Source organism: Kribbella lupini (assembly GCF_039529595.1).
Lineage (GTDB): Bacteria > Actinomycetota > Actinomycetes > Propionibacteriales > Kribbellaceae > Kribbella > Kribbella lupini.
In genome coordinates this window covers 468,628-495,137 of the sequence record NZ_BAAANC010000004.1, presented here as the reverse complement: position 1 = coordinate 495,137, position 26,510 = coordinate 468,628, and the positions used below count along the sequence as shown (strand labels likewise).

Genomic DNA, 26,510 nt, shown 5'->3' with positions numbered 1-26,510 from the left:
CGCCGGTTGCGGCCACTATTCGTTGCGCTGCTGCCGGCCGTCGTTCAGCCTTCGGCACCGGTCCGCCTCCGAGGTTGTGCTGGCCGCCGCACACGCTGCGGTAGTTCCTCGTCGGCGCGGAGACGACCGACGTCGGAGTTGTACGGATCGATGGATGCGACCAGAAGGTCCATGACACCCAGCGCTCTGGCAACGCGGAGGGTGTTCTCGAGGCTGGCTCCGGCGCCGGACTCGAGCCGGTGCAAGGTGGTGCGGGAGACACCGGCGCGGTCGGCGACCTGATCGGAGGTCAGCTGCTGCAGACGGCGCCAGGTTGCCAGGTGAGTGCCGGCTTGCGCGAGGGCGCGATTGACCGCGACAGGTGTCGGGCGAGCTGTCGCCATGACGGCCTCCTGCATTAGTGTTTCAGATTTCATACGCTAAGGCATTTACAGTATCAGAATTGGAACATTAAGTTCGCTCGCGCGAACGCGCGGTAGTGCGAAGCTCCGAGGGTGGGTGGGGCGGAGGGCGTAGCCGGCCGCGTGGGGGAGGCGGTTACTTGTCGATGTCGCCGACGACGAAGAACATGCTGCCGAGGATGGCGATCATGTCGGCGACGATGGTGTTGGGGAGCATCTCGGGGAGGACCGAGATGTTGTTGAAGCTGGCGGAGCGGAGTTTGAGGCGCCAGGGGGTCTTGTCGCCGCGGGAGACGAGGTAGTAGCCGTTGATGCCGAGGGGGTTCTCGGTCCAGGTGTAGGTCTGGCCTTCGGGGACCTTGAGGATCTTCGGGAGGCGGACGTTGACCGGGCCGGCGGGCATCGACGCGAGGCGGTCGAGGCAGGCGTCGACGAGGTCGAGGGAGACCTTGACCTGTTCGAGCAGCAGGGCGAAGCGGGCGAAGCAGTCGCCGTCGGAGCGGGTGACCACGCGGAGGACGCCGTCGCGGAGCAGTTCGTCGTACGCGAGGTAGGGCTCGTCGCGGCGCAGGTCGGCGTCGACGCCGGAGGCGCGGGCGATCGGGCCGCTGACGCCGTACGCCGCGATCAATTCCGGCGACAGCTTGCCGACGCCGACGGTCCGGGCCCGGAAGATCTCGTTGCCCAGGACAAGGTTCTCGATGTCGGGCAGGCGGCCGCGGACGGCGGCCGAGGCGGCGGAGGCGCGGCCGAGCCAGCCGTACGGGAGGTCTTCCTTGAGCCCGCCGACGCGGTTGAACATGTAGTGCATCCGGCCGCCGGACAGTTCCTCGAGCACGGCCTGGATGGTCTCGCGCTCGCGGAACGCGTAGAACACGGGTGTGATCGCGCCCAGCTCGAGCGGGTACGAGCCGAGGAACATCAGGTGGTTCAGGATCCGGTTCAGCTCGGCCAGCAGCGTCCGCATCCAGACGGCGCGGACCGGGACCTCCAGGCCCATCATCCGCTCCACGCCCATCACGACGCCGAGCTCGTTGGAGAACGCCGACAGCCAGTCGTGCCGGTTGGCGAGCACGATGATCTGCCGGTAGTCGCGCACCTCGAACAGCTTCTCGGCGCCGCGGTGCATGTAGCCGATGATCGGTTCGCAGCCGACGATCCGCTCGCCGTCCAGCGTCAGCCGCAGGCGCAGCACGCCGTGCGTCGCGGGGTGCTGCGGGCCGATGTTGAGCACCATGTCGGTGGTCGGCAGGTCGGACCCGCTGCCGGTCCCGCCACGCTCGTACGCCGGGTCGAACCCAGCTGCCCCAGCGCCGATTCCCACGACAGATTCCGCACTCATGCCCCCTATCGTGACAGGCTTGGTGCGTGGACGACCTCTTCGCACCTTCGGATGTCAGTTGGACGCCGGTCTCGCCGAAGCTCGCGGCGGTGCGCCGGGTGACGTCGGCGATCCTGTGCGGGGTGACCGCGATCGCCGGGTTGCTGGCGTTCGGGCTGATGCTGAGCTGGCTGTACGCCGGGCTGTGGGTGCTCCTGGTCGCGGCCGGGTTCGCCTGGTCGTGGACCCTGATCGGGCGCAACCAGCGGTCCTGGAAGTACGCCGAGCGCGAGGACGAGCTGCTGGTCAGCCACGGGATCATGTTCCGCCAGCTGGTCGTCGTACCGTACGGGCGGATGCAGTTCGTCGACGTCGCGGCCGGGCCGCTGGAGCGGTCGTACGGGATCGCCACGGTCGAGCTGCACACGGCGACGCCGGCCACCGACGCGAAGATCCCCGGCCTGCACCCCGACGAGGCGAGTCGCCTGCGCGACCGCCTGTCCGCCCTCGGCCAAGCCCAGGCGTGGGGCCTGTGAGCCAGCCCAGTACGCCGGACCGCTCCGGTCCGCCGAGCCCTGACCCGACCCACGTGCCGTTCCCGGACGCCCCGGTGGTCACCGGCGACACGCCGGTTCCGATCACCGAACGGGAAGGCGACCGGCTCCACCCGCTCACCCCGTTCGTCAAAGGCTGGGGATACTTCGTCGTCGCGGCGTTCGCGATGGCCAACAACGAAGGCCTGCGGAGCAACCTCAAGATCGCCGGCTTCGCGCTGCTCGGCGTCCTCGTCGGCGGGATGCTGCTCGGCGCGCTGTCCTGGTGGTTCACCAAGTGGCAGCTGACCGACGAGGCGATCCGGGTCGACAGCGGGTTCCTGTTCCGCCGGACGCGGATCATCCGCTTCGACCGCATCCAGGCGATCGACGTCGCCCAGCCCTTCGTGGCGCGCCTGTTCAACATGGCCGAGCTGCGGATGGACGTCGCGGGCGGCAGCCGCAGCGACGGCAAGCTGAGCTACTTCACCTCCGAGGAGGCCGCCAAGCTGCGCGGCATCCTGCTGGTCAGGGCCAAGGGCAAGGAAGCCGCCGAGGAGGCAGTGCAGCCGGAGCACGAGCCGCCGCCGCTGCTGGTCGTCCCCACCGGTCGCCTGCTCGGTGCGACGATCCTGTCCTCCACAGTGCTCGGTAGCCTCGCCGGTCTGATCTGGCTGATCGTGGCGACGACTGTGCTGGAGTTCCACGTCGGTCTGTTCGCCGGTCTGCCGCTGCTGCTCGGTGTGGTGCAGCCGATCTGGAAGCAGGTCGTCGGCAACCACAAGTTCACGCTGATCGAGTCCCGCGACGGTCTGCGGACCAAGCGCGGCCTGTTCGACCTGCAGCGCCAGACCGTCCCGCCGGGCCGGGTGCAGGGCCTGCTGATCACCGAGCCGGTGATCTGGCGCCGCCTCGGCTGGTCCCGGGTCGACCTGGACATCGCCGGCGTGGTCGGCAGCATCTCGGGCGACGGCGAGGAGGACCAGAACGGCGTCCAGCTGCTCCCGGTCGGCGAGCGCTCCGAGGTGGCCGGCGTACTCAACCGCGTGCTGCCCGGCTTCGACTTGTCCCGCATCGAGATGCACCAGGCGCCGAGCCGGGTGAAGTGGCTGCGCCCGATCGGCTGGCGCTACCTCGCGTACGGCGCTGACGACCAGGTCCTGGTCACCCAGCGCGGCTGGATCAGCCGCAAAACCTCAGTGGTCCTCCACCACAAGACCCAGTCGGTCCGGGTCGAGCAGGGCCCGATCCAGCGCCGCCTGCGCGTCGCCAACGTCCACGTAGACACTCCGCTCGGCCCGACCGACGCAGTGGCGCTGCACCGAGACGTAGCCGACGCGGCGCTCCTCCTGGAAGCTCAGACCGCCAGAGCCCGCGAGGCCCGCCGTACGACGTCAGCGCCTGCCGCTGTCCACACCCAGCCGAACGAGCCGAGTCCGGCGGGGTCCAGCAGCTCTGCGGCCTCTCCGGCGGACGACAGCCCGGCCACGTAGCGCAGGGGGTCGCTGCGGGCCAGGTCGTTGTCGGGGCGGTCCGCTGAGACCCCCAGGGTCAGGAGCGCGTCCCGCTGGGTGGTGATCGTGCCGCCGAGGGAGTCGAGCGCGACGTGGGCGGTGATGTCGCAGGAGCCGTCGGGGATCGGGTCGCACTCACGGCCGCGGCGGAACCCGGTCAACGTCCCGTACGGCGGACGCCCGGCGCGCAGATGGCCGTAGTCGATTGCGATCGCCAGCCCGTCCTCGAGCCGCTCCAGTACGCCGGCCCAGGCGGCGTCGCGGGTGGACCCGATCTCGGCGCGGTCGCCTGGTTCGGTCAGCGGCCACCAGGTGTCGAGCCAGGCGCGATCGTTGCCTTCGGCAACGGGACCCAGCGAGAGATCCTCCAGCAGATAACGGGGTTCGCCGTCGTCGGAGAGCTCGGCCAGTTCGCAGGGGATGTTGTCGAGCCACTCGTTGGCGATCACCAGGCCGGTGAGCTTCGGAGGCAGCTCGTCGTCGAGCTCGATGCCGGTAACGGTCAGGTCGGGCGCCAGAGTGGCAACCGCCCGGCCGAGCTCGCCGGAGCCGGCGCCGATGTCGGTGAGGTGGTCCAGGCCGACCTCGCGCATCAGCCGAACGAGAGCACCCGCGAACAGAGGTGAGGCGTGAACAGAAGTACGGAAGTGAGCCGCTGGTCGCTCGCGCCGGTAGAACCCGTCAGCGCCGTACAAAGCCTCGTGCCAGGCGGATCGAAAGCTACGCACCGAGTGGGACCGAGCCGATCAGCTGCCAGACACTGTCTTCGCCTTCGCGCCAGATGGTGAGGTCGTCGAGCCGCACCGACGGCGGCGGCGCGGCGGCCAGGGCCTCCTCGGCCTCGGCGACCACCGCGGGACCGCCCCGGTCGGACGACGAGATCGTCAGGTGCGGATGCGGGTCCAGGTGCTCACCCCCGTACGGCGGGCACTCCGGAAACGCGAAGAGGACCGCGTTGACCAGGGCAAGCACCTCGTCGTACGGCTCCGGCAGCAGCCAGGTCGTCCCGTTCGGGAACTGGCCGGCCGACCGGAACGACAGCTCGAACGGCGCCACGTCCGCGACGGCCTCGGTCAGCCGCTGCACGTCCTCCGGAGACGGATCCTGGACCCACGGCACCAGCACGGTCACGTGCGGCGGGATCAGCGCGCTGAGCGGCAGCTGCGGCCGGGCCGAGGAGTACGACACCGACCGCCACCGGTCGGTGAACGCGGCCAGCTCCGGGACGGCGATCAGGATCGCGGTCAGACCGGTCGGCTCCGCCCAGGGCTCTGCGAATCTGCTCACCGCCTCATGCTCCCACCTGTGACGCAGGACTCCACCACACCCGCCGGATCCGCACTACCCTTGTCGGCAACCGCACCAATCGTCCGGTACCCGGCCACGGGACTGGAACGTAGAGAGTGGACATGGAACGCATCGGCATCATCGGAGCCGGGCGGGCCGGCAGTGCCCTGGGAGCAGCCTTGGCGTCGGCCGGACACCCCGTCACCGGCGTCAGCGCGCGCTCGCGAGCATCGCTCGACCGGGCCGCCCACCTGCTCCCGCACGCCCCTGTAATGCCGCCTGACCAGGTGGCCGGTCGGGCGGACGTCGTACTGCTCGCCGTCCCGGACGACGCGATCGCAGCGGTCGCGGCCACGTTGCCGCTGACACCTGACCAGTACGTCGTCCACCTGTCGGGTGCGCACGGGCTGGCCGTCCTGCAGGGCGCTCAAGCGACTCCGGTCGCGCTGCACCCGCCGATGACGTTCCCCGGCGGTCCGGTCGACCTGACGGACGTCGTGTTCACCGCCACCGCGCCGGCCGAGGCGGTCGACTTCGTCGAGCGCCTGGTCAAGGGACTCGGTGCGGGCGTCCAGTGGGTCGCCGAGGAGCACCGGGCGCTCTACCACGCCGGTCTGGTCCACGGAGCCAACCACCTGACCACCCTGGTCAGCCAGGCGTACGACGTACTGCGAGAAGCCGGCGTGGCCGATCCGGCGGCGGCACTTGGCCCGCTGCTGTCCGCAACTCTCGACAACACGCTGCGCTCCGGTCATGATGCGCTCACCGGGCCGATCGCGCGCGGCGACGTGGAGACGGTGGCAGCCCACCTGGCCGTCCTGCGGGGCCGCACGGCGAGCACGTACGCCGAGCTGGCCCGGGCCACGGTGGAACGGGTGACGGAGGACGGGCGGATCGACGGCGCGACAGCCGAGCGGTTCGCCGAGCTGTTGAAGCGGCACCGGACAGGGGAGGCACCGCGATGAGACTCACCCAGACGAAGGCCGAGCTGCGCGCAGCGGCGGCGGTTCGGCCGCGGGCGGTCGTGATGACGATGGGCGCGCTGCACGACGGCCACGCCGCGCTGCTCGCCGAGGCCCGCGAGCGGGTCGGGCCGGACGGCAGCGTGCTGCTGACGATCTTCGTGAACCCGTTGCAGTTCGGGCCGACCGAGGACTTCGACCGGTACCCGCGCACGCTGGCCAGCGACCTGGCGATCGCCAAGGCCGAGGGTGTGGACCTGGTGTTCAACCCGTCGCGGGACGAGTTGTACCCGAACGAGCCGTCGATCACCGTGCATCCCGGCCCGCTGGCCGACGAGTTGGAGGGCCAGGTCCGCCCCGGCCACTTCGGCGGCGTACTGACGGTGGTCGCGAAGATGCTGCATCTGACCTCGCCGGACCTGGCGCTGTTCGGCGAGAAGGACTACCAGCAGCTGACGCTGATCCGGGAGATGGTCTGCGACCTGGACTGGGACGTCGACATCGTGCCGGTCCCGACGGTCCGCGAGCCCGATGGGCTGGCGCTGTCGTCGCGCAACCGCTACCTGGACGAGACCGAGCGTGACGAGGCGCTGGTGCTCTACCGGGCGCTCACCGCGGGCGCGAAGGCCGGGATGAACGGGCCGGACGCCGTACTGGCCGCCGCGCACGCCGAGCTGGAAGCGGTTCCGTCGGTCGAGATCGACTACCTCGCGCTCAGAGCCCCCGACCTGGGCCCGGTCATCGGACCGGGCGAGGCGCGGATGCTGATCGCGGCGAGGGTCGGCACGACCCGTCTCATCGACAACATTTCCATCACCCTCCGATGAAATCCATTGATACGGTCGTTGGATGACTGCTCCTGCCGTTCCACAACGGCTAGCTGCGCCCGCGCCCGGTTGGACCGACACGGTCGACGTCGTCGTGATCGGCTCGGGCATCGCGGGACTGACCGCCGCGCTCCGGCTGCGCGAGTTCGGGTCCGTGCTGGTGGTGACCAAGGACGTCGTCGCCTCCGGCTCGACGCAGTGGGCGCAGGGCGGGATCGCGGCCGCGCTCGGGCCGGGTGACTCGCCTGAGGACCACCTGCAGGACACGCTCGTCGCCGGTGCCGGACTGAGCGACCCCGCCGCCGTCCGGGCGCTGGTGACCGAAGGTCCGGACGCCGTACGGGATCTGATCGACCTCGGGGCCGTGTTCGACAAGCTGGCCGACGGCGACCTGTCGCTGACCCGTGAAGGCGGCCACCACCGCAACCGGATCGCCCACGCCGGCGGGGACGCGACCGGCGCGGAGATCGAGCGCGCGCTCGTCGCCGCGGTGAAGCGGGCCGACGACATCCGGATCATCGAGCACGCGCTCGTGCTCGACCTGCTCCGGTCCGCGGACGGCGCGGTCGCCGGCGTCACGCTGCACGTGATGGGCGAGGGGCAGCTCGACGGCGTCGGCGCGATCCGCAGCCGGGCCGTCGTACTGGCTTCGGGCGGGCTCGGTCAGCTGTACGCCGCGACCACCAACCCGAGCGTCTCGACCGGTGACGGGATGGCGCTCGCGCTGCGGGCCGGGGCGAAGGTGCGCGACCTGGAGTTCATCCAGTTCCACCCGACCGTGCTCTGGCTCGGCAAGGGCGCGAAAGGCCAGCAGCCGTTGGTCTCCGAGGCCGTCCGCGGCGAGGGCGCGTTCCTGGTCGACCACGACGGCAACCGGTTCATGCAGGGCCAGCACGAGCTCGCCGACCTGGCGCCGCGCGACATCGTGGCGAAGGCGATCATGCGGCAGATGCTTGCCACCGGCAAGGACCACATGCTGCTCGACGCGCGGCACTTCGGCGACGAGAAGTGGCGGGTCCGGTTCCCCACCATCCTGGCGTCGTGCCGCTCGCACGGCATCGACCCGGTCCGCGAACTGATCCCGGTCGCGCCGGCCTGCCACTACTCCTCCGGCGGGGTGTGGACCGACCTGCACGGCCAGACCTCCGTGCCCGGCCTGTACGCGTGCGGCGAGGTCGCCTGCACCGGCGTGCACGGCGCGAACCGGCTCGCCTCGAACTCGTTGCTGGAGGGCCTCGTCTTCGCCCGCCGGATCGCCGCCGCGCTGGGCGACGACCTGCCCGACCTGCGCGAACCGGCCGACGACGGTAGGGTTCCCGGCTTGGTGGACGCGGACGTCGTACCGGAACTGCAACGGGTGATGACGGTCGGCGCCGGAGTGATCCGGAGCGCGACCGGGCTGGCCGACGCCGGCGACCGGCTCGCCGAGCTGATCAGGCAGCCCGCGGCCGAGCCCGGTACGCCGAGCTGGGAGGCCACCAACCTGGCGACCGTCGCGTCCGCACTGGTCGCGGCGGCCACGGCACGCGAGGAGAGCCGCGGCTCGCACTGGCGTGAGGACCACCCGGATCGCGACGACGCACAGTGGTCGGGCAATCTGGACCTCACGTTGCCGGGGGACGGAACCACCGCCCGGCCGGCCACGGCCTTCGTGGCGCTGAAGGAAGCATCGGAGGGGAAGTAGCGACATGGATGACACGCTCGACAGGCGGTGGGTCGAGGACCTGGTCCGGGCCACCATCGAGGAGGACCTGGCCGGCGGGGTCGATGTCACCACCACGGCCACCGTCGACGAGGCGCAGGTCTCGGTCGCCGAACTGGTCGCTCGCGCCGACGGTGTGGTGGCGGGGCTCGAGATCGCCGAACTGGTGATTCGGCTGGTCGCCGGCACCGAAGAGGTCGAGGTGGAGCACTCGGTCACCGACGGTACGGCGGTGAAGAAGGGCGACGTCCTGCTGACCGTGCGGGGCAAGACCCGCAAGCTGCTGACCGCCGAACGCACGATGCTCAACCTGGTCTGCCACCTGTCCGGGGTCGCTTCGCTGACCCGGCGCTGGGTGGACGAAGTCGAGGGCACCGGCGCGGTGATCCGCGACACCCGCAAGACGATGCCGCTGCTGCGCTCGCTGGAGAAGTACGCCGTCCGCTGCGGCGGCGGCAAGAACCACCGGATGGGCCTGTCCGACGCGGCGCTGATCAAGGACAACCACGTGATCGCGGCCGGCGGCGTCGCCGAGGCGTTCCGGCTGGTCCGCAAGGCCTACCCGGAGATCGCCGTCGAGGTCGAGGTGGACTCGGTCGCCGACGCGCTGATCGCGCTGGAGTCCGGCGCGGACCTGATCCTGCTGGACAACATGGAGATCGACCAGCTCCGCGAGGCCGTCGAGAAGATCGCCGGCCGCGCGCGGCTGGAGGCCTCCGGCGGTCTCACCCTGGACGTCGCCCGCAAGGTCGCCGAGACCGGTGTCGACTTCCTCGCCGTCGGCGCCCTGACCCACTCGGCCCCGGTCCTCGACATCGCGCTGGATCTCCAGGAAGCCTAGGAGATGCTGCTCGCCGTCGCGGTCGAGAACAGCCGCACCCTCGTCGGACTGGTCTTCGAGGGCACCGTCAAGCGGTACTGGTGGGTGGGCACCGACCCCCGCCGTACCGCTGACGAGTGGGCGGTTCTGCTCGACGGCCTGCTGACCGGCGAGACGCCGGTGTCCGGCGTCGCGGTCTGCTCCGCCGTACCGCACGTCCTGCACGAGTTGCGCGACGTGGTCTCCCGCTACTACCGCGACGTTCCCAGCGTCGTCGTCGAGCCCGGGGTGAAGACCGGCCTCCCGGTCCTCGTCGACAACCCGCGCGAGGTCGGCACCGACCGGATCGCGAACGCGCTCGGCGCCGTCAACCGGTACGGCGCTCCGTGCGTGATCGTCGACCTCGGTACGGCGACCACCGTCGACCTGGTGAACCCCGCCGGCGCCTTCGTCGGCGGCTCGATCGCTCCCGGCATCGAGACCTCCACCGACGCCCTCGGCGAAGCCGCCGCCCAACTGCGCCGCGTCGAGCTCACCCGCCCGCGCGCCGCCGTCGCCAAGAACACCGTCGAAGCGCTGCAGGCAGGCGCGATCTTCGGCTTCACCGCGCTGGTCGACGGGCTGGTCACCCGCATCCTCACCGAGCAGTCGCTGACCCCGGGCGAGGTCCCCGTCGTGGCCACCGGCGCGCTGGCCCCGCTGATCGTCCCGGAGTCGGCGCTGATCACCCACCACGAGCCGTTCCTCCCGTTGCTCGGGCTCGACCAGGCTTTCACGCGCAACAACTGACTGTGACGCGACGTCACCGGATTTCGGGCTTGTGCACGGGCGGTGACCGTCGCACCATGAGAAAAGCGCGCGACTCCCGGGCGGGGGTGCCTGGGCCGGAGGTGGGGACTTCGATCGGCTGACGGTCGCGCGGATCCGGGGGAGGATCCATGAAATCGGTCTACCGCTACCTCGCGCTGCTGATCGGGCTCGGTGTCGTCGTGCAGGTGATGGCGATCGCGCTCGGCTGGTTCACCGCGCTCAAGGACCTGGACGGCGGGCTGGTGATCGACAAGAACTACGAGGGCAACTTCGGGCACGAGCTGCACGGGATCGTCGGGATGATGGTGATCCCGATCCTGGCGTTGCTGCTGCTGATCGTCTCGTTCTTCGCGCACGTGGCCGGCGGGGTCAAGTGGGCGGCGATCGTGCTCGGTCTGGTGGTGCTGCAGATCGCGCTCGCGTTCGTCTCGTTCGGGGTACCGGCGATCGGGGCGCTGCACGGGATCAACGCGCTCGCGCTGCTGGCGGTCGCGGGGATCGCGGGCCGGCGGGCGGTCACCCGGGTGGAGGCGCCGACGACGGCGAGCGCACACATCTAGATGCCTGAGGCAACCGATCCGGGGCCGGGCGGTTCACGCGCGACGGCCGGTTCCCGCCGGCGGCTGCTGCTTGCGCTGGCCGCGACGCTCGCGATCCTCGCGCCGATCGGGTTCTTCTGGCAGCAGAGTCTGGTGCCCGGCGACCTGTCGCCGATGGACATGGGGTACGCCGACTTCGGCGGCGGGCCGGTCGCGGGGGAGCATGCAGGGCACCAGCGGGACCTCGCCTCGTTCTCCGTTCCGGCCGACCGCAAGGCCGACGTACTGTTCGAACTGATCGCCCGCAAGGAGCCGATCACCATCGAAGGCCGTGGACCTGTCGACGGCTACACGCTCAACCACACCTCACCCGGGCCACGGATCACCGCGCGGCAGGGGCAGCTGATCCAGGTCACGCTGCACAACGAGTCCGTGCCGGACGGCGTGACGTTGCACTGGCACGGCGTCGACGTGCCGCCGTCGGAGGACGGCGTCGCCGGCGTCACCCAGGACTCGGTGCTGCCGGGACAGAGCCACGTCTACAAGTTCGTCGCGGTCGACGCCGGTACGTACTGGTACCACTCGCACCAGGTCTCCCACGAGCAGGTCGCCAAGGGGCTGTTCGGCGCGTTGGTCGTCTCACCTGCCGCCGGTGATGTCGTCGCCGCCGTGCACACCTACGACAAGGTCCGCACGGTCAACGGCCAGTACGGCGAACGCCGGGTCGACGCGGCGCCCGGCTCGGAGGTGCGGGTCCGGCTGATCAACACCGACAACGGCCCGATGGCGGCGTGGGTCGACGGTACGCCGTACCGGGTGGCGGCGGTCGACGGCACGGACGTCAACCAACCGCCGGTGGTGGAGAACAAGTCGGTCCTGGTGACCGCCGGCGGCCGGATCGACCTGAAACTGACTGTCCCGCGGGGATCGGCCGTGCGGATCGGCCTGGGCGGTGGCCCCACCACGCTGGTGATTGGCGCCGGCGACGCGCCTCAGGGGCCCGAACCGCGTGAACGGGTTGACCTGCTGAGCTACGGCGTACCGAAGGCTTTGGGTCTCGATCCGGCGAAAGCGACGAGGCACTTCGAGTACCGCATCGGCCGCCGGCCCGGCTTCTTCGACGGACGGCCCGGGCTGTGGTGGACGATCAACGGTCACCAGCTTCCGAAGGTCCCGATGTTCATGGTTGCCGACGGCGACGTCGTCCGGATGACGGTGCGCAACGAGTCCGGCCAGGTCCACCCGATGCACCTGCACGGCCACCACGTCGTCGTCCTGAGCCGCGACGGCGTCGCCGCGACCGGCAGCCCGTGGTGGGTCGACTCCCTCAACGTCGAGGACCACGAGACCTACGAGATCGCCTTCGTCGCCGACAATCCTGGCATCTGGATGGACCACTGCCACAACCTCCAGCACGCCGCCCAGGGGCTGGTCACCCACCTTATGTACGTCGGCGTCGGCACCACCTTCCACAGCGGCGGCGCGCACCACAACAAGCCGGAGTGATCAGCCGACCGCCGGCAGCGCGAGATCGCACCGCACGGGCTTCGCGTGGGCGGGATCGAGCGCGTTGACGACGTACTGCGATGCCGGGGACGTGAACGAGATCGAGAGGTGGTCCGATGCGTCGAGCGGGCAACGGTCCTGGAGCAGGATGTTGGTGACCTTCGGGCCGGTCAGGAAGGCCGACGTGTACGGCGTGACGACCTCGTCGTACCGGGTCTGGATCACGGTGTAGCGGACCCCGGGCACGGTGTCGCCGCCCGCGTTGAGCTTGCGGAGCAGCTCCGAGCCCTTGATCTGGTCGCGGACCGACGGACCGAGGCCCGTGCTGAGCAGTTCCGGTACGCCGGGCAGGTGGGCCAGCCCGTCGACCGTCGTACCGTGGTTCGAGGGGGACAGGGCCACCAGGTGGCCGACCTTCGCGGCACCGCCGAGGAACTTGAGGTAGTACCGCGGCATCATGCCGCCCTGACTGTGCCCGACCAGATCGACCCGCGACGAGTTGGTTGCCTCAAGCACCCGATCCACGAACGCCTCGAGCTGCCCGGCCGAGGTCGGTACGGGAGCGACGCCACCGGCCAGCCGCGAGCCCGGCAGCCCGGCGTACCGGCCGGGGAGCTGGCCGTAGTTGAACGCGAAGACGCAGTAGCCCTTGCTCTTCAGCAGCGGCGAGAGCGTGAACCAGTTGAACGTCATGTTCTCGACCGTGCCGTGCACGAGCACGACCGGCCGCGGGTGCGCCGCGGTCGGGCGGCAGCTCCAGTCGTTGGAGCCGGCCGGTGAGGTGTCCGGGTGCGCTGCCGCGTTGGCCAGCGCGAGTGCGGCGGACGGCACGGGCAGGACGTCAGCCTTCGCGGGAGTGGCGAGGCCGGCCAGCAGGACAGTGGTAATTGCCGTCAGCAACAGCTTCCGCATCGGGACCGCCTCGCAGGTGTGGGGATCAGGGCAGGATCGGTCTACCGAGTCCGCTGCGCTCTGTCAAGACGCCACTACTCCGCGTGCTCGTCGGTCAGGCTTTTGCAGCAACCTGCAACTTTGTTGCCAACCACAACGCCCGTGCTGAAGAATGCGCTGGCTGGGCCGTGGGGGAACATGGCCCCTTCTTGTGTGGGGACTTCGATGAAGCGCGTTGCCGTACCCCTGCTGGCCGGTGCCCTGCTCGCCGCCACGCTGACCACCCCGGCCCACGCCGCGACGGCCACGTCGGCCAACGTCACGATCGCCTGGGCGGACGACTCGTTCTCCGTGGTCCGGGTGACCTGGGACGACGATGGCGCCCAGCCCAACCGGGTCGTGCAGTACCAGGACGGGAAGCCGGTCACGAACGGCGTGACGCTGGTCGCGGCCGACCAGCCCAACCAGCTCGACCTTCCGGCGTCGCTGGTCGACGTTCGCCGGGTGACCCAGATCGGCGTCTCGGCCGGAGGCGACGAGGCCGCACCGGTGACCATGTCGCCGTCGTTCGACACCGACCTTCCCGCGCCCGCTGAGCTGGTGTCGTCGGCGATCTCGGGGACGAGCACGCTGACCGCGTCGTGGAAGGCCGGTACGCCGAAGCCGGACACCACGCCCGGTGACCCGCTGGACCGCCCCGCGACGGCGGTGTTCCAGGCGGAGGCCGACGGGGTCGAGGTCTCACCGAAGGGGCCCGGGACTGCTGTGACCGTCACCGGCCGGACGTCGACCTTCCGGCTCAGCGTCTCGACCTTCAACGAGTGGGGTACGACGACCACCGCGCTGGTCGAGGCGGGCACCAGCTCACCGAGCCTGTCGGCGCCGGGGATCAGCACGTACGGCTACCTGTTCAACCTGTTCGGCACGTTCGCCGGAAACGGCGCGCGCCCGGTGATCCTGCAAGCGCGGAACACGCCGACCAGTCCTTGGTACGTGGTCGGGACGCGCACGTTCAGCGGTGGGCAGTACCTCTTCTCGCTGCAGAACTCGGCTCCGCGGCAGTACCGCGTCCAGGTCCCGAACACCGCCGGTGGCCAGTTCGTGTGGTTCGGCGGTTACAGCCCCGTCGTCACGTCCAAGGTGCAGCTGAACGTGAACCTCGGGATCCCGTACCCGACCATCAAGCGCGGCGGCTACGGGACGATGACGCTCACGGTCTACCCGCTCGCCGCGCTCACCGCCGTGCTCCAGCGCTGGAACGGCACAACCTGGACGACGGTCGGCCCTGTCAAGGCCGACGCCGGTACGGCGTACGGGTACGTCCGTCATCCCGTGCCCGGCAAGTACTCCTACCGCTACTACGTCCCCGCCACGGTCTACCGCGGCGCCACCTACCTGGCGGCGTACTCCCAGACCGCTGTCCTCACCGTCACCTGAGAGGCAATTCCCGATGAAGAAGTGGCCCGCCCTTGCCCTCGTCGGTGGTCTCGCGCTCTCCGGAGCCGTCACCACCAACGCCTCCGCCGCCGCCGCGCCGACCAACGTGCAGATCCGCTGGGCCGATAGCAGCCACCAGGCGATTCGCCTCACCTGGGACGAGACCTCCGCGCAGCCGAACCGGATCCTTCTGCAGGCCAAGGAAGGCGACACGCCGATCCGTGAGGCGTGGACGGCCGCCGACGCCCCCAACCAGATGGACATCCCGGCCTCGTGGTCTCCGTCGGAGTACCCGCGCCTGTGGTTCTCTGTCGCCTTCGGCAGCCAGGGGGATCCGGAGACCGGCCCGCTGACGAGTTCCCCGCAGTTCGACGCCCAGCGGCCCAGCCCGCCTCAGCTGGTCTCCGCGGTGCCCTCGGGCAGCAGCGGCCTCGCCGTGGAGTGGAAAGCCGGCCCGGTCACCGAGGACCTCACCCCGAACGACCCGCTGGACCTTGCCCTTCCGCCGAACTACTCGTCGTTCTACCAGGTCGGCGCCGAGCCGCCGGTCTCGGTCGGCCCGATCGAGCTGAGCGGAACGCGGGCGAACTTCACCACCGGCAACCCCGCCTTCACCTTCTCCGTTGCCAGCCGCAACGAATGGGGCACCACGACCGCCAAGCTGGTCGACGCCGCCGCCAGCGCGCCCACGCTGAACGTGCCGGCCTGGGTCGTCTACGACAACCTGCTCGACCTCACCGGCAAGCTCGCGGGCACCGACCCCCGCACGGTCATCCTCCAGGCCCGCAACAGCCCGACCAGCGCCTGGTACACCGTCACGTCGCGCCTGAACACCACCGGCTCGTACATGTACACCTTCCAGTTCACGCCGTCCCGCCAGTACCGCGTCCAGGTCCCGAACGCCGTCGCCGGCAACAAGGTCTGGTACGGCGGCTACAGCGCCGTCGGCACGAACAACGTCCAGCACAAGGTCAACGCCTCGTTCCCCACTTCGACGGTGAAGCGCGGCGAGACCGCCCGAGCAACTCTCGGCGTCCTTCCCGGCCACAACGGCACGGCAACCCTCCAGCGCTACGTCGGATCAGCCTGGACCACCGTCGGCCCGGTCCAGTTCACCAACGGCCTCGGCGACGGCTACGTCCGCAGCACCACCCCTGGCAGCGTTTCCTACCGCTACTACGTGCCCACCGCAACCATCTCCGGCGGCACGTACCACGCGGCGTACTCCCCGAACTTCGTCCTCACCACGACCTGAAAGAGCTCAGTTGAAGATCTGGCCCGCCCTCGCCGTCACCGCCGGCCTGGCCGCCTCCCTGCTCGTCGCCACCCCGGCGTCCGCCGCAGACGTTGCTCCGAGCAACGTCAAGGTCAGCTGGAAGGACGACACTCTCACCACCGTCCACGTGACCTGGGACGAAGAAGGCGCGCATCCGAACCGTGTGCTCCTGCATCGCGCCGGACTGCCCGACTCCGGGCGCATATTTCTGGTCCCTACGGACGCTCCCAACGAGGTCGACATCCCCGCCGGCAGGTTCTTCGGCATGGGCTTGGCCCAGATCGGTGTCTCCACCGGGACGGAATCGGGTGACACCAGTGCGATGGCGCTGTCGCCCAGGTTCGACACCGATGCGCCGGGGATGCCCACGTTGGTGTCCAGCGTCGTCAACGGCAGCAACGGCTTGACCGTCCGGTGGCAACCCGGCAAAGCGCCTGTTGACAGCACGCCGGATGACCCGCTCGACCGGACGGTACCACCTCAGTTCCAGGCCCGGTACCGCACTGTCGGGAGTGGTCAACCTCTGGTGCCTCTCGGCGTCCCGGGGCCGTCGACGCAGGTGAGCTTCACCGCGCCGGCACCGAAGTTCCTCTTCTCGGTCGCCGCGGTCAACGAGTGGGGCAGCACCGCCTCGTTGTCACTCGAGGCGCGAACGGTCGACCCGACCATCCAGGTCACGCCCGCGTGGTCACGGTACGGCGACGTGGTCGAGGTCACCGGGACCCTCGACGGAGCCGATGCCCGACAGGTCATCCTGCAGGCGCGTAACTCGTCGACCAGCCCGTGGTACGTGGTCAAGGCGAACTCGTTCAACAGCGAGTACTACTTCGGCTTCCTCGGACCGGCCCCGCGCCAGTACCGCGTGCAGGTACCGAACGTCGCTGCGCCGACCCGAGTGTGGTTCGGCGGTTTCAGCCCGATCACGGTTTCGGTGGTCCAGCTCCGCACACAAGGTGCCTTTCGCGCGTCCCAGCTCAAGCGAGGCCAGACCGGTGAGGCTCACGTTGACGTCGGCCCGGCCGCTGACACCACCGCCGTCCTGCAGCGGTGGAGCGGGAAGACCTGGACCACTGTCGGCCCGGTCGCGGTGCGCGGCGGGCACGGCGTCGGGTACGTACGCGCGGTCACCGTCGGGCGGGTCGCCTACCGGTACTACGTACCGGCCACTGTCTACCGGGGCGCCACCTACCAGGCGGCGTACTCCCCGAACTTCGTCCTCACCACGATCTGAACAGGCCTTCATGAGAATCCTCCCTGCCCTCGCCGTCACCGGCGGCCTCGTCGCCGCCCTGCTCGTCGCGTCCCCCGCCCACGCGGTGGAGCCGGCGCCGACCAACATCAAGCTCAGCTGGAAACCGAACGCGACGGAGCGCATCGTGGTGAGCTGGGACGAGGCCTCGCCGGTCGCGAACGTCATCTCGCTGCGTCAGCGCGGTCAGACCAAGGTGTTCCGGTCCTGGTCGACGACCGCCGAGCAGCCGAACTCGATCGAGCTCTGGACCGGCGCGGTCTCCTCGAGCTACGCCGGGATGCGGGACGGCCTCCCGCTGGAGCTCGCCGTGTCGGCGGGGTCGGACGGTCCCGAGGCACTGTCGCCGGGCTTCGACGCGGACGTGCCGGTGACACCGCAGCGCGTCTCGTCGACGCTGGCCGCCTCCGGCGCGATGACCGTGAAGTGGAAGTCGCCGCCCCTGACCGACCTCACGCCGAACGACCCGCTCGACCTGAGCTCGCCGGTGACGTACCAGGCGGGGTACGACGCGGCCGGCTTCTCCAAGATCAAGATCGGTGGACGGACCACCGCGACGCAGCTGACCTACACGCTGCGATCGGCACACACGCTGTGGGTCGACGCGTACAACGAGTGGGGCAGCTCCAGCGCCTACAACTTCCTCTCCACCTACCCGACGAGCGTGACCGCCAAGGTCCCGGCCTGGGCCGTCTACAACCGGGCCGCGAAGATCACCGGAACCTACGCGCCGGCCCACGAGCAGCGACAGATCGTGCTGCAGGCCCGGAACACCTCGACCAGCGCCTGGTACACGGTCAGTTCGGGCAAGTTCAGTGACGGCACGTTCTCCTTCCCGTTCGGAACCGGCGGCAGCCGCCAGTACCGAGCCGTCGCGCCGGCGACCTGGTTCGGGAACACGCTCGCCTACCAAGGGGTGAGCGCGACGTCGTCGTCCACGACGCAGCTCGACGTGTTCGGCTTCTTCGTGTCGCCGCAGATCGGCACTTACGACCGGAACACCGCCGGCGTCTACGTGTACCCGCAGGCCAACACGACCGCCACGCTGCAGCGCTGGAACGGCAAGACCTGGACGACAGTCGGGCCGGTCGCGGTGAAGAACGGCACCGGCAAGGGCTACATCATCGCCCCGAAGGCCGGCCGGACGGCGTACAGGTACTACGTGCCCGCCACCGTGTACGGCGGTGCGCGGTTCGCGGCGGCGTACACCAACACCTTCGTGAACAACGTGATTCCGGGGATGAGCACTCCCTGTTTGCCTTCGCAGGGCTGCCACTACTCGACCGCTCCTCGCTGAAAGGCGTTGCTGTGCAGAAGAAGCTGATGGCTCTGTCCGTGGCGGCCGGGATGCTCGGTTCGGTGCTGACGGCCACCGAGGCCTTCGCCGCCGACCCGGCGCCCACCGGTGTGACGATCACGTGGAAGGACGCGACCCACGCGTTCGTCCGGGTGACGTGGACCGACGAAGGTGACCTGCCGAACAAGGTGGTGGTGCGGGCGCCGAGCACGATGGCGACGCTGCTGCCGGTGTTCGTCCCCGCGGGTGCGGCGAACGTGGTCGACTACCCGGCCACCAGGCTGCCGATGGATGCCGACGCGCTGCAGATCGAGGTGTCGGCGGGGACGGCGGCGGGGGAGACCGGTCCGGCGGGTGTCTCGCCGCAGTTCGACACCACCGCGGCGGTTCCTGTCACGAAGGTCTCGGCAACGATCTCGGGAAGCAGCGCGATGCGGGTGCGGTGGAAGCCGATTGTCAGCTCCACCACGGACCGGACGCCGAGCGACCCGCTCGACCTCGACGGCACGACGCTGTACACGCCGCGCGTTGTTGCCGGTGGCAAGATCACCGACCTCGCGGCGGCGTCGAAGGCCACCGAGATCAGCTTCACCGGACCGCCGCCGCCGTACCGGTTCGAGGTTCTCACCAGCAACGAGTGGGGGTCACGCAGCAGCGAGGTGGTGACCGCGGCGACCAGCGGCCTGACCGCCGTCATCCCGGCCTGGGTGAAGTCGGGCTCGCCGCTCTCGGAGCCGGCCATCACCGGAACCTTCGCCGGCGACAGCGCGCAGGTGATCCTGCAGGCGCGCAACACCGCGACCAGCCCCTGGTACGTCGTGGCCTCGCAGATGAACTACGAAGGCACCTACAGGCTCGGCCTGGGCGCCGTCGGTTCGCGGCAGTACCGCGTCCAGGTGCCGAACCGGGTGAACGAGTTCAGCAACGTCGTCCACTTCGGCGGCTTCAGCCAGACCCAGGCGATGACGGTCCAGAACAACGCGTGGAGCGTGCGCTGGGAGCCCGCTGCGGTCAAGCGCGGCCAGACCGCGATGGCTGCGATGTCCCACTCGCCGGCGGCCGTCTACTCCGTGATCCTCCAGCGCTGGACGGGCACGACCTGGAGCACGGTCGGCCCGGTCAAGGCAGCCAGCGGGTCCGCTCGGGGCTACGTCAAGGGTGGAGCTCTCGGCCGGGTCGCCTATCGCTACTACCTACCGGCCACCACGGTGAAGGGCCTCTGGTACGCCGCGGCGTACTCGCCGAACTTCGTCCTCACCACGACTCCGTGAGGCCGGCCATGAAGAAGCAGCTTGGACTCGTACTCGCTGCCGGTATGGCGGCGTCGGTACTGGTAGCCGCGCCGGCGTCGGCGACGGATGTCGTGCCGACCAACGTCCGGATCGCGTGGAAGGACACGACGTTCCAGACGGTCGTGGTGAGCTGGGACGAGGCCGAGCCGGTCGGCAACTCGATTCAGCTGTTCAAGCGAGGCTTCACCACGGCGTACTACGCCACCTCGTTTCTGGCGGACCAACCGAACTCCGTGGAGGTTCCGGCGGCGACGATTCGGGCCGCCAACTGGCGTGAGGGGCGGGACACTCCGTTCGAGTTCGCGGTCTCGGCGTCGGGCGGGCCGAAGGTCGTGTCGATGAGCTTCGACGCGAACACGCCGGACGCGCCGGAGGTGGTGTCCAGGACGCTGTCGACGGCGGGTGTGAGCACCGTGCGGTGGAAGGACGCGTCGCGCGACACCACGCCGAACGATCCGCTCGACCGGACCGAGCCGCTGACGTACCAGGTGAACTACGTGCCGACGGGGTCGCCGAAGTCGTACCCGATCGGGGCCCGGACCGCCGCGACCCAGGCGACGTACACGCTGCGGTCGCCGTACTCGCTGTACGTTGCCGGGTACAACGAGTGGGGCAACCAGTTCTACCGCAGGCTGCTGACGGCCGAGGCGACCCGGCTCACCGCGAAGGTCCCGTCCTGGGTCGTCTACCAGGACTCCGCGAGGGTGACCGGCACCTACACGCCGGCGACGGAGAGCCGGCCGGTCGTGCTGCAGGCCCGCAACAGCTCGACCAGTCCGTGGTACGTCGTCGCGTCGGCGGTGTTCCGAAGCGGCAAGTTCGGCTTCCAGCTCGGCACCGGAGGCAGTCGCCAGTACCGCGTGGTCACGCCGACAGCGACGTACTCCGCCGGCGCCGTCATCGCGTACGGCGCGTCGACGGCACCGGCAGCGTCGACCACCCAGCTTCGGACGTCGGGATTCTTCACCGGGGACCCGATCCTCGCCGGGATGCGGAACACTGCCGGCGTCTACGTCTACCCTGCGCTCAACACGACCGCGCAGCTGCAGCGGTGGACAGGCACGGCCTGGTCGACTGTCGGCCCGGTCACCGTCAAGGCCGGCACCGGCTACGGCTCGGTCCTCGCCACCAAGCCCGGCCGTACGGCGTACCGCTTCTACGTCCCGGTCAGCAGGACCGGCGGGACCTGGTTCGCCGCGGCTTACACCAACACTTTCGTCAACAACGTCGGGCAGTGAGGATCACCATGAAGAAGCACGTCGGGCTTGCTCTGTCGGCCGGCCTGTTTTTCGGCGGGCTGGTGGCCACCCCCGCACATGCGGCCGACCCCGCGCCGACGAACGTGAAGATCAGCTGGAAGGACGACACGTTCGAGTTCGTCCACGTGACCTGGGAGGAGACCGGGGACCAGCCGAACCGGGTGTTCGTGCGGCCGGTGGGCGGCACGGCACAGAAGTTCACCGTGCACGTCGCCGCGGACGGCGAGAACACCGTTGACCTGCGCAAGGACCTGATCAGCGAGTACGGGAGCCGCAACGCGCCGCTCGAGGTCGGGGTCGCGGTCGGGACCGCCGAAGGGCTCACCAGTCCGGTGGCGGTCTCCGCGGCGTTCGACACGACCGACGCCGGAGCGCCGAAGCTCGTGTCCTGGAGTCCTGTGGCCAGCAGCACGCTGAACGTCAGGTGGGCGGCCGAGGCGCCGCCGGAGGACACCACCCCGGGCGATCCGCTGGACCGCAGCGATCCGGTGATCTTCCACCCGCGCTTCCGGATCGGTACCGCGGAGTGGAAGCCGGCCGCTCCGGCGGGTACGGCGACCGCGCTGACGTTCACCGGGCCGCCGCCGCCGTACGACTTCTCGCTGCTGTCCCAGAACGAGTGGTTCACCGGACTGTCGAGCGAGTGGATCCGGGCCGGACAGACCAAGTTCACCGCGAACGTTCCGGCTTGGGTGGTCGCCGGGGCCAACACCGTGATCAGCGGCACCTACACCGGCCCGGAGCACCTGCGAGCGACCTTGCAGGCCAGGAACTCGGCGACCAGCCCCTGGTACGCCGTGGCGTCGTACGACCTGTTCGACCAGACCTACCGGTTCGCCGTGCCCAGCCGGGGGACCAGGCAGTACCGGGTCGCCTTCGGGAACACCACCGGGAGCTACGAACAGGCGTGGTTCGGCGGCTACAGCGCGGCCGTCACGACGACGACTCAGCAGAAGGCCGTCGCGAGCCTGGCGGCCTCGAAGACGTTCGCGGGCGAGAAGGTCCCGGCATACCTGACGGTCAACCCGGCGGTGAACGGCACGGCGACCCTGCAGCGCTGGAACGGCAAGGCCTGGACGGTCGTCGGCTCCGTGGCCGTCAAGAACGGCGAGGCGACCGGGATCATCCACCAGACGACGGTCGGCTCCACGGCGTACCGGTACTACGTGCCGGCGCACACCTTCAACGGCCTGGGCGTCGCCGCGGCGTACAGCCAGCAGTTCGTACTGACGACGTACCGCTAACTCGCCGACCAGCCGGTCAACTTGTCGACGCTTGCGACGATGAACGGGCCGGCTGGAGGCGTCTCGGCGTACTGCTCGTACTTGGCCGCGAGAGCATCCACTGGATGCTCAGGCACGACCACAGCCGTGCAGTCCGCTCGGACCCACCACAGCTCGGTCCAATCCGGTGCGTAGTGGTCGATCAGCAGCGTGGCCCGCGGGTTCTCTGTGAGGTTGCGGAGGCGGCGCAGGTTGCGGGTGGTTTTGGGCTTGTGGTCGACGGCGATCAGGACGAGGTCGCCGGTCATGGCGAACGTGACCGGGACCACATGCGGCCGCAGGTCCAGACCGGTAGTGGCCAGGAAAGCTCGGTCCGCCGAGGCGAAGCGGATGCGGCAGACCTCGGTGGGGAGTATCACGATTCGGCCCTCCTGCTAGGCAGCCCGGGGTGCCAACTATGTATGGTCAACGCGTTCCAGCTTCCGCTAGGCAGGTGAGGTGCGATGGGCAGGGTGCGGTCACTGCCTGCCGTGGTTGCCGCGACAGTGCTCGGCGCCGCGGTCCTCACCGCCTGTTCGTCGGACCCGATGCCGACCGGGGTCTCGGTCGCCTGGGACCAGGCGCGGACCGCGGTGCAGGTCAGCTGGAAGGACGACAACGCGCCGAACCGGATCTCGATCGAGGGTGTCGTGTCCAGCAGCCCGTCGTACGTGAAGTACGTCGCGGCGACCGACCCGAACACCTGGGCGATCCCGACCTCGGCGTTCCCGGCCGACGGGAACTACCGGATCGCGGTCTCGACCGGTACGTCGCGCGGCGGTGTGACCAGCAAGCCGGCCCGGTCGCCGATGTTCGACACCGACGGGCCGCTGCGTCCGGCCGAGGCGGTCGCTCGGGTGTCGGGCAAGGACGTGCTGGTGAGCTGGAAGGTGCCGGCGGCGGCGCAGGACTTCACGCCGAACGATCCGCTCGACGTACCGGCCGGGACGCAGCAGTACACGCCGGTGATCGGCGTCAACGGGCAGCCGTTCAAGCCGGTCGCCGCGCCGACCACCAAGTCGAGCCTGGTGCTGAAGAACGTGCGGCCGCCGTACTACTTCCAGCTCCGGGCCAAGAACGAGTGGGCCTCGCTGACCGGCGCCGAGATCGCCGGGCGGACGACCGCGACGACGGCCGCCGTCCCGACGCTGTGGACGTTCGGCAAGCAGATGCTGATCCGCGGCCGGACCGTCCAGCACGAGATCAGCTGCGGCGGATCTCGTTGCACGGTGCAACAGTCGACGTCGGCCGGGCTGCCGGTGGTCGTGCTCGCGCAGAACCGGGCCGGCGGTCCGTGGGTGCAGGCCGGCCGCGGGACCACCCAGCCGGGCGGGCACTTCGAGATCCGGGTCAACACCGGCGGCAGCCGGACGTACCGGGCGTACGTGCCGGTCAACAGCCGGGTCGGCGCGCTGACCAGCGCGTCGAGCAGCAAGAACTACCTGACCCGCAGCCGGCTGCTGATCCAGGGCGCGGGGTACGCCGGCGGCAACCTGCACAACCGCAACGAGGTGATCAACGCCGCGGTCGTCGTCCGCCCGGCGCAGAACACCACCGCGATGCTGCAGTTCTGGAACGGCCGGGCCTGGGGCAACGTCAAGGCGACGCCGATGCGCGGCGGCCGGGCCGCGATCAGCTTCAAGGCGGTCAAGCCGGGGCTGTTCGCCTACCGCTTCCTGGTCCCCGGTACGACGTACCAGGGCACGCCGGTCTACGGCACCGCGACGCCCAGCCTCGTCCTGCGGATCCGCTGAGGGTTACTGCGCGTCGACCGTGACCTCGACCGGGTCGTCGGTCCGGTGCCGGTGCCGCAGCTTGTAGACGGCGTACGCCGTGACCGCGGCCGCGCCGATCAGGGCCAGCGCCCAGACCGACAGCTCGCCGAAGATCTTGTCGGCGTTGTCACCGATGTTGTACGCGACGATGCCGATCGTGGTCGACCAGGCGATGCCGCCGGCGGCGTTGGCGGCCAGGAACTGCGGGTACGGCATCCGGAGCATGCCCGCCATCGGCCCGGCGAAGATCCGCAGCAGCGCGACGAACCGGCCGAAGAAGACGGTCCAGACGCCGTACTTGTGGAAGTACCGTTCGGCCCGCTCGATCCGGTCGGTGGAGAAGTGCTTGGACCGCCGGCCGAGCCGCTCGAACAGTCCGCGGCCGGCCTTGCGCCCGATGAAGTAGCCGATCGAGTCGCCGACGATCGCGCCGGTCGCGGCCGCGGCGATCACCAGCACCAGCCGCAGGTCGCCCTGCGACGCGAGCAGCGACGCGGCGATCAGCGTGGTCTCGCCGGGCAGTGGGATGCCCATCGACTCGACGCCGATGACCAGTCCGACGACCAGGTACGCGACCACCGCGAGTCCCCCGGTCGGTACCGCGATCGCGAGTGCGTGAAGTTCCCCCATACTTCAATCCTGGCACTGGCAGGCAACCGTTTTACTGATCTGTGAAGTATCCGGCGCCAGGAATTTATGTGGCCGGCCCGGTGTTGGCCGGAGGATCGCCGGTCGGTACGACGGCCAGCAGCGTGCTCACCTGCCGGGCGGCGGCCGGGTGCGTGCTCTGGCTGCGGCCCTTCCGGTAGCGCTCGACCAGGTCCTCGAGCTCCTGGTTGAACTGCCGCGCCTCCTCGTGGGTGAGCCACAGCCGGGACCGGCTCATCGTGCTGACGTCGTCCCAGGGATCGGTCGCGGGCAGCTGCTGGAACTGCTCGAGAATCCGCTCGGCGGAGGTGCGCATCAGCGCCTGCCCGGCCAGCCGGCCGGCGCCGGTCGACTGCGACGAGATCACCAGCCGGGCGGCCGGCGCGCGCCAGGGACGTTCCCGGCCGTCCGGCGACTCCTCGGCACGCTCGACGATGCCCCACCGCTCCAGGGCCCGCAGGTGGTAGCTCATCGCGGACGGCGTCAGCCCGGCGAGCTTCGCGCACTCGGTCGCGGTCAGCACCTTGCCGTTGTAGAGCTCGTCGATGACCTGCTGCCGGGCCGGGTGCGCGAGTGCGCGGATCGCCCGGGGATCGGTGAGCACCACACGCTTCTTCTGGGCCACGGGGCTCAGCGTAACCAAAGCCCTTGACCGGTCAATCCGTGAAGCAGTAGCTTCACAAATATGAAGCAAACACTTCAGACTTCGATCTGGTCCTTCCGCGACATCCGGCTGGTGCTGCCGGCGCGGGCGCTGTCGTACGCCGGTGACTCGGTGGCCCTGGTCGCGCTGATGCTGAGGGTGTCGGAGAACGGGGGACCGGGGGCGGTCACCGCCCTGCTGCTGGCGTTCGCCGTACCGACGGTGGCGATGATCCCGTTCGCCGGCCGGATCGTCGACGGGCACGACTCGCGGACCGTCCTGGTCTGCGCGTCGCTGCTCCAGGTCGTCGCCGGCCTGGGACTGGCGTTCAGCCACGGCCTGGCCGAGACGCTGGCGCTGGTCTGCCTGCTGCAGGTCGGCCAGGCTGTGGCCGGTCCGGCCTGGGCCGCGCTGATCCCGCGGATCGTCGGTGAGCAGCTGGTCGGCAAGGCCACTGGAACGAGCCAGGCTCTGGTTGGCGTCGCGACGCTGGCCGGGTCAGCGGTTGGCGGCGTACTGGTGAGCTGGTCAGGTGAGCGAGGAGCTCTGCTCGTCGACACCGCTACCTTCGGCGTCGTCGCGCTGGTGGCCCTGGCGGTCCGGACCAGGCGGCGGCCGGTCGCTGGCGCCGTACGGGAGCGTGGTGCGCTGACGGCCGGGCTGCGCAGCCTGCTCGGGGATCCGCTGCTCCGGATCCTGGTGGTCTGCCTGTGGATCTTCGTGGTGGTCGGCGAGGCGGTCAACGTGGTCGAGGTCTTCCTGGTCACCGACGAGATCGGGCTGGACGCGGCCGGCTACGGCTGGGTCATGGCGGCTCAGGGCGGCGGGGCGATCCTCGGCGCCTGGGGGACTGGCCGGCTGACGTCGTCGGCGGGCCGTTCGCGGGCGATGCTCGCCGGGATGGCGGCGATCGGTGGCGCCTGCGTGCTGATGGGTGTGGCCGGTGGGGCGATCACGCTGTTCGCCGGCGCCGTGGTGGTCGGGGCCGGCAGCGGTCTGCTCAACGCCGCGTCCAGCACGCTGATCGTCACCCGTACGGCGGAGGAGGTGCGCGGGCGAGTGATCGCGGCGCTCGGCGGGACCGTGCGGACCTGCAGCCTGGTGGCGCTGCCGCTCGGTGGGCTGCTGGCCGCCGTACTGGGGACGCGGACGACGTTCGTGGTGTGCGGGATCGCCTGCGGTGCGGCCGCCGGGCTGGCCGCCGTACTGGTGGTCAGGACAAACGATTCGGTTCCGGAGGCGGTCAGTCACTAGCCTTT

The 26,510-nt window shown here is 70.0% G+C and carries 25 protein-coding genes and 1 pseudogene; 18 read left to right on the top strand and 8 right to left on the bottom strand.

From position 1 onward, the window contains the following. Positions 1–44: 44 nt before the first annotated feature. Positions 45–398, bottom strand: coding sequence for a helix-turn-helix domain-containing protein (locus ABD235_RS35430; RefSeq protein WP_344182252.1), 354 nt, complete (start codon positions 396–398; stop codon positions 45–47). Positions 399–537: 139 nt separating this feature from the next. Beyond that, the gene (locus ABD235_RS35425; RefSeq protein ID WP_344182250.1) at positions 538–1,743 is read right to left on the bottom strand and encodes an NADH-quinone oxidoreductase subunit D; all 1,206 of its coding nucleotides are present in this window, start codon (positions 1,741–1,743) and stop codon (positions 538–540) included. Between the two features lie 26 nt (positions 1,744–1,769). Between ABD235_RS35425 and ABD235_RS35420 the strand changes: the two genes are divergently transcribed. Next, entirely contained in the window at positions 1,770–2,258 is a 489-nt protein-coding gene (locus tag ABD235_RS35420; RefSeq protein WP_344182248.1) for a PH domain-containing protein, read from the top strand. Continuing rightward, entirely contained in the window at positions 2,255–3,748 is a 1,494-nt protein-coding gene (locus tag ABD235_RS35415) for a PH domain-containing protein (protein WP_344182246.1), read from the top strand. The genes ABD235_RS35420 and ABD235_RS35415 overlap by 4 nt, the downstream gene beginning before the upstream one ends. A gap of 101 nt (positions 3,749–3,849) precedes the next feature. Here ABD235_RS35415 and ABD235_RS35410 read toward each other — a convergent pair. Then, positions 3,850–4,362: pseudogene (locus tag ABD235_RS35410) on the bottom strand (SAM-dependent methyltransferase); the annotation flags it as partial. Between the two features lie 127 nt (positions 4,363–4,489). Then, positions 4,490–5,056, bottom strand: a complete 567-nt coding sequence (locus ABD235_RS35405) for a 2'-5' RNA ligase family protein (protein WP_344182245.1) — start codon at positions 5,054–5,056, stop codon at positions 4,490–4,492. A gap of 122 nt (positions 5,057–5,178) precedes the next feature. On the opposite strand from ABD235_RS35405, the gene ABD235_RS35400 reads away from it, so the two are divergent. From ABD235_RS35400 to ABD235_RS35370, 7 genes are all read left to right on the top strand, one after another. Continuing rightward, complete coding sequence (locus tag ABD235_RS35400; RefSeq protein WP_344182244.1) at positions 5,179–6,021, top strand: Rossmann-like and DUF2520 domain-containing protein; 843 nt, start codon at positions 5,179–5,181, stop codon at positions 6,019–6,021. Further along, a complete protein-coding gene (panC, locus tag ABD235_RS35395; protein ID WP_344182242.1) occupies positions 6,018–6,845 on the top strand; it encodes a pantoate--beta-alanine ligase in 828 nt (275 codons plus the stop codon). The genes ABD235_RS35400 and panC overlap by 4 nt, the downstream gene beginning before the upstream one ends. 22 nt (positions 6,846–6,867) lie before the next feature. Continuing rightward, positions 6,868–8,529 (top strand): L-aspartate oxidase, encoded by a 1,662-nt coding sequence (locus ABD235_RS35390; protein ID WP_344182241.1) that lies wholly within the window; start codon positions 6,868–6,870, stop codon positions 8,527–8,529. Between the two features lie 4 nt (positions 8,530–8,533). Continuing rightward, the gene (gene nadC / locus ABD235_RS35385) at positions 8,534–9,388 is read left to right on the top strand and encodes a carboxylating nicotinate-nucleotide diphosphorylase (RefSeq protein ID WP_344182240.1); all 855 of its coding nucleotides are present in this window, start codon (positions 8,534–8,536) and stop codon (positions 9,386–9,388) included. A gap of 3 nt (positions 9,389–9,391) precedes the next feature. After that, a complete protein-coding gene (locus ABD235_RS35380; RefSeq protein ID WP_344182238.1) occupies positions 9,392–10,156 on the top strand; it encodes a type III pantothenate kinase in 765 nt (254 codons plus the stop codon). A 149-nt stretch (positions 10,157–10,305) separates the two neighbouring features. Next, positions 10,306–10,737 (top strand): hypothetical protein, encoded by a 432-nt coding sequence (locus tag ABD235_RS35375; protein ID WP_344182236.1) that lies wholly within the window; start codon positions 10,306–10,308, stop codon positions 10,735–10,737. After that, the gene (locus ABD235_RS35370) at positions 10,738–12,222 is read left to right on the top strand and encodes a multicopper oxidase family protein (protein WP_344182235.1); all 1,485 of its coding nucleotides are present in this window, start codon (positions 10,738–10,740) and stop codon (positions 12,220–12,222) included. Here the strand turns inward: ABD235_RS35370 and ABD235_RS35365 are convergent, their stop codons facing one another. Next, positions 12,223–13,134, bottom strand: coding sequence for an esterase/lipase family protein (locus tag ABD235_RS35365; protein ID WP_344182233.1), 912 nt, complete (start codon positions 13,132–13,134; stop codon positions 12,223–12,225). A 204-nt stretch (positions 13,135–13,338) separates the two neighbouring features. Between ABD235_RS35365 and ABD235_RS35360 the strand changes: the two genes are divergently transcribed. From ABD235_RS35360 to ABD235_RS35330, 7 genes are read left to right on the top strand one after another with little or no spacing between them, the layout of a single operon-like run. Next, a complete protein-coding gene (locus ABD235_RS35360) occupies positions 13,339–14,550 on the top strand; it encodes a hypothetical protein (RefSeq protein WP_344182231.1) in 1,212 nt (403 codons plus the stop codon). Positions 14,551–14,563: 13 nt separating this feature from the next. Further along, positions 14,564–15,805, top strand: a complete 1,242-nt coding sequence (locus ABD235_RS35355; RefSeq protein ID WP_344182229.1) for a hypothetical protein — start codon at positions 14,564–14,566, stop codon at positions 15,803–15,805. Between the two features lie 10 nt (positions 15,806–15,815). Beyond that, complete coding sequence (locus ABD235_RS35350) at positions 15,816–17,057, top strand: fibronectin type III domain-containing protein (protein WP_344182227.1); 1,242 nt, start codon at positions 15,816–15,818, stop codon at positions 17,055–17,057. Positions 17,058–17,067: 10 nt separating this feature from the next. After that, positions 17,068–18,372, top strand: coding sequence for a hypothetical protein (locus tag ABD235_RS35345; RefSeq protein ID WP_344182225.1), 1,305 nt, complete (start codon positions 17,068–17,070; stop codon positions 18,370–18,372). 26 nt (positions 18,373–18,398) lie between these two features. After that, on the top strand, positions 18,399–19,643 hold the full coding sequence (locus tag ABD235_RS35340; RefSeq protein ID WP_344182223.1) for a hypothetical protein: 1,245 nt from the start codon (positions 18,399–18,401) through the stop codon (positions 19,641–19,643). Between the two features lie 8 nt (positions 19,644–19,651). Then, positions 19,652–20,902: a hypothetical protein gene (locus ABD235_RS35335; RefSeq protein WP_344182221.1), complete on the top strand. Its 1,251-nt coding sequence runs from the start codon at positions 19,652–19,654 to the stop codon at positions 20,900–20,902. Between the two features lie 8 nt (positions 20,903–20,910). Beyond that, a complete protein-coding gene (locus tag ABD235_RS35330; protein ID WP_344182219.1) occupies positions 20,911–22,167 on the top strand; it encodes a hypothetical protein in 1,257 nt (418 codons plus the stop codon). Here ABD235_RS35330 and ABD235_RS35325 read toward each other — a convergent pair. After that, a complete protein-coding gene (locus tag ABD235_RS35325; RefSeq protein ID WP_344182217.1) occupies positions 22,164–22,565 on the bottom strand; it encodes a TIGR03668 family PPOX class F420-dependent oxidoreductase in 402 nt (133 codons plus the stop codon). The genes ABD235_RS35330 and ABD235_RS35325 overlap by 4 nt on opposite strands. Positions 22,566–22,649: 84 nt before the next feature. Between ABD235_RS35325 and ABD235_RS35320 the strand changes: the two genes are divergently transcribed. After that, positions 22,650–23,939: a hypothetical protein gene (locus ABD235_RS35320; protein WP_344182215.1), complete on the top strand. Its 1,290-nt coding sequence runs from the start codon at positions 22,650–22,652 to the stop codon at positions 23,937–23,939. Positions 23,940–23,942: 3 nt separating this feature from the next. On the opposite strand, the gene ABD235_RS35315 is transcribed toward ABD235_RS35320, so the two are convergent. Then, complete coding sequence (locus ABD235_RS35315; protein WP_344182213.1) at positions 23,943–24,590, bottom strand: DedA family protein; 648 nt, start codon at positions 24,588–24,590, stop codon at positions 23,943–23,945. 64 nt (positions 24,591–24,654) lie between these two features. After that, positions 24,655–25,233, bottom strand: a complete 579-nt coding sequence (locus ABD235_RS35310) for a helix-turn-helix domain-containing protein (RefSeq protein ID WP_344182211.1) — start codon at positions 25,231–25,233, stop codon at positions 24,655–24,657. Between the two features lie 60 nt (positions 25,234–25,293). On the opposite strand from ABD235_RS35310, the gene ABD235_RS35305 reads away from it, so the two are divergent. Next, on the top strand, positions 25,294–26,505 hold the full coding sequence (locus tag ABD235_RS35305) for an MFS transporter (protein WP_344182209.1): 1,212 nt from the start codon (positions 25,294–25,296) through the stop codon (positions 26,503–26,505). Positions 26,506–26,510 lie beyond the last annotated feature (5 nt).

Bases quoted from the DNA above. Each gene is read 5' to 3' on its own strand.
- ABD235_RS35430 (WP_344182252.1), bottom strand. From the start codon at position 398: ATGCAGGAGGCCGTCATGGCGACAGCTCGCCCGACACCTGTCGCGGTC.
- ABD235_RS35425 (WP_344182250.1), bottom strand. From the start codon at position 1,743: ATGAGTGCGGAATCTGTCGTGGGAATCGGCGCTGGGGCAGCTGGGTTC.
- ABD235_RS35400 (WP_344182244.1), top strand. From the start codon at position 5,179: ATGGAACGCATCGGCATCATCGGAGCCGGGCGGGCCGGCAGTGCCCTG.
- panC (WP_344182242.1), top strand. From the start codon at position 6,018: ATGAGACTCACCCAGACGAAGGCCGAGCTGCGCGCAGCGGCGGCGGTT.
- ABD235_RS35390 (WP_344182241.1), top strand. From the start codon at position 6,868: ATGACTGCTCCTGCCGTTCCACAACGGCTAGCTGCGCCCGCGCCCGGT.
- nadC (WP_344182240.1), top strand. From the start codon at position 8,534: ATGGATGACACGCTCGACAGGCGGTGGGTCGAGGACCTGGTCCGGGCC.
- ABD235_RS35380 (WP_344182238.1), top strand. From the start codon at position 9,392: ATGCTGCTCGCCGTCGCGGTCGAGAACAGCCGCACCCTCGTCGGACTG.
- ABD235_RS35375 (WP_344182236.1), top strand. From the start codon at position 10,306: ATGAAATCGGTCTACCGCTACCTCGCGCTGCTGATCGGGCTCGGTGTC.
- ABD235_RS35370 (WP_344182235.1), top strand. From the start codon at position 10,738: ATGCCTGAGGCAACCGATCCGGGGCCGGGCGGTTCACGCGCGACGGCC.
- ABD235_RS35365 (WP_344182233.1), bottom strand. From the start codon at position 13,134: ATGCGGAAGCTGTTGCTGACGGCAATTACCACTGTCCTGCTGGCCGGC.
- ABD235_RS35360 (WP_344182231.1), top strand. From the start codon at position 13,339: ATGAAGCGCGTTGCCGTACCCCTGCTGGCCGGTGCCCTGCTCGCCGCC.
- ABD235_RS35355 (WP_344182229.1), top strand. From the start codon at position 14,564: ATGAAGAAGTGGCCCGCCCTTGCCCTCGTCGGTGGTCTCGCGCTCTCC.
- ABD235_RS35345 (WP_344182225.1), top strand. From the start codon at position 17,068: ATGAGAATCCTCCCTGCCCTCGCCGTCACCGGCGGCCTCGTCGCCGCC.
- ABD235_RS35340 (WP_344182223.1), top strand. From the start codon at position 18,399: ATGGCTCTGTCCGTGGCGGCCGGGATGCTCGGTTCGGTGCTGACGGCC.
- ABD235_RS35335 (WP_344182221.1), top strand. From the start codon at position 19,652: ATGAAGAAGCAGCTTGGACTCGTACTCGCTGCCGGTATGGCGGCGTCG.
- ABD235_RS35330 (WP_344182219.1), top strand. From the start codon at position 20,911: ATGAAGAAGCACGTCGGGCTTGCTCTGTCGGCCGGCCTGTTTTTCGGC.
- ABD235_RS35320 (WP_344182215.1), top strand. From the start codon at position 22,650: ATGGGCAGGGTGCGGTCACTGCCTGCCGTGGTTGCCGCGACAGTGCTC.
- ABD235_RS35315 (WP_344182213.1), bottom strand. From the start codon at position 24,590: ATGGGGGAACTTCACGCACTCGCGATCGCGGTACCGACCGGGGGACTC.
- ABD235_RS35305 (WP_344182209.1), top strand. From the start codon at position 25,294: ATGAAGCAAACACTTCAGACTTCGATCTGGTCCTTCCGCGACATCCGG.